The 1,797-nt window shown below is 73.5% G+C and carries 2 protein-coding genes; both read left to right on the top strand.

The genetic code is table 11. From position 1 onward, the window contains the following. Nucleotides 1–303 precede the first annotated feature (303 nt). Nucleotides 304–1,389 carry an ABC transporter permease gene (locus tag AOK22_RS38925; RefSeq protein ID WP_055703335.1) on the top strand — a complete coding sequence of 362 codons (1,086 nt, stop codon included), beginning with the start codon at nt 304–306 and terminating at the stop codon, nt 1,387–1,389. Beyond that, nucleotides 1,386–1,797 (top strand): ATP-binding cassette domain-containing protein (locus tag AOK22_RS38920; RefSeq protein ID WP_157872442.1); only part of this gene is annotated, 412 nt, incomplete at its 3' end. The genes AOK22_RS38925 and AOK22_RS38920, both read left to right, overlap by 4 nt.

The raw sequence follows: 1,797 nt of genomic DNA, 5'->3' as shown, positions 1-1,797 counted from the left end.
CCGCCTCGGGTGCGGGGGAGGGACAGCGGATGAGGGCCGAGGCCGAGGGCTGGGTTCATGGCGGTGTGGGCTCGTTCGGTGGGCGGCGCGGGCGCGTGCGGCTGACGCGTGACGTGCGATGTACGTGAGTGACGTACGGACGCGGGTGACGTGTGTGAGCGACGTGCGTGTCCCTTCCACCGTACGGGTGCCGGGCACCGTGCTCGTCAATCGAAAGGTTGACCGTCAGCCCCTCACTTCGATTCGGGTGAAGCGTGCTGTGGCGCGATGCCCGGCGGGCGGGCGTGGCCGCAGGGTGGGGGCATGTTCGTCGCATGGAGAGACCTACGGTTCGCCAAGGGGCGGTTCGCCCTGATGGGAGCCGTCGTCGTGTTGATCACCCTGCTCGTCGGCCTGCTGTCCGGGCTGACCGCCGGGCTCGCCAGGGAGAACACCTCGGCGATCACCGGGCTGCCCGCCGACCACCTGGCGTTCGCCGCGCCGCCCGACGGCCGGTCCGTCTCCTTCACCGACTCGCAGGTCGACCAGCGCGCCTGGGAGAAGTGGGCCGGGCGTCCCGGGGTCACCTCCGCGCAGCCCATCGGCATCAGCACGCTCAACGCCACCGCGGACAGCCGCTCCGGCGCGGTGTCCGCCTTCGGCGTCGAGCCGGACTCCGGCATCGCCCCCGACGGCATCGCGCCGGGGCGGGCCGTGCTCTCGGAGCAGGCCGCGGCGGACCTCGGCGTCGGTGTCGGGGACCGGGTACGGCTCGGGGGCGGCGCGGTCGAGGAGCGCGTCGCGCGCATCGCCTCCGACGCCTCGTACAGCCATACGCCCGTCGTGTGGATCACGCTCGACGACTGGCAGGGGCTCGGCCACCGCGGTACGTCGGCGGACGAGCAGGCCACCGTCGTGGCGCTGCGGACCGGGGGCGGGGCCGATCTCGCCGCCGGGGACACCGCCGCGGGGACCGAGACGAAGTCCCTGGACGACGCGCTGACCGCGATCGGGTCCTACCAGGCCGAGAACGGGTCCCTCCAGCTGATGCGGGGGTTCCTCTTCGCGATCTCCGCGCTGGTCATAGGGGCGTTCTTCACGGTGTGGACCATTCAGCGGGCCGGCGACGTGGCCGTCCTGAAGGCGCTGGGCGCGTCCACGCCGTACCTGCTGCGGGACGCGCTGGGGCAGGCCCTGGCGATGCTCGTCGCCGGTACGGCGGTGGGGACCGGGATCGCGGCGGCGGTGGGCGGTGCGATCAGCGGGGGCGACGTGCCGTTCGTCCTCGAACCGTCGACGGTGCTGTGGCCCGCCGGGGTCATGGTGATCCTCGGGGTCGTCGGGGCCGGTCTGTCCGTGCGGCGCATCACCGCCGTTGATCCGTTGGTCGCCCTGGGGAGCGCACGATGACCTTGTTTCTCGAAGAAGTCACGCTGACGTACGCGGACGGCGCGGGGCGCCTCACCGCGCTCGACTCCGTCGGGCTCGACGTGCCCGCCGGGACCATGGCGGCGGTGATCGGACCCTCCGGGTCCGGGAAGTCCAGCCTGCTCGCCGTCGCGGCGACGCTGGTCACGCCGGACCGGGGTCGGGTCGTGGTGGACGGCGTGGAGACGGGGGCGCTGAGCCGGGCCGAGAAGGCGGAGCTGCGGCGGCAGCGGCTGGGGATCGTGTTCCAGCAGCCGAACCTGCTGGCTTCGTTGACGGCGCTGGAGCAGTTGGAGCTGATGGCGCACGTGGACGGACGGGGTGGCCGTCGGGGGCGCCGGGGCGCGCAGGCGCGGGAGCGGGCCCGGGAGTTGCTGGACGCGGTGGGGC

It is taken from the genome of Streptomyces silaceus (genome assembly GCF_001419745.1).
GTDB lineage: Bacteria > Actinomycetota > Actinomycetes > Streptomycetales > Streptomycetaceae > Streptomyces > Streptomyces silaceus.
This window is presented reverse-complemented; position numbering and strand designations above follow the sequence as displayed.

Coding starts and splice junctions, on each gene's coding strand:
- AOK22_RS38925 (WP_055703335.1), top strand. CDS start 304: ATGTTCGTCGCATGGAGAGACCTACGGTTCGCCAAGGGGCGGTTCGCC.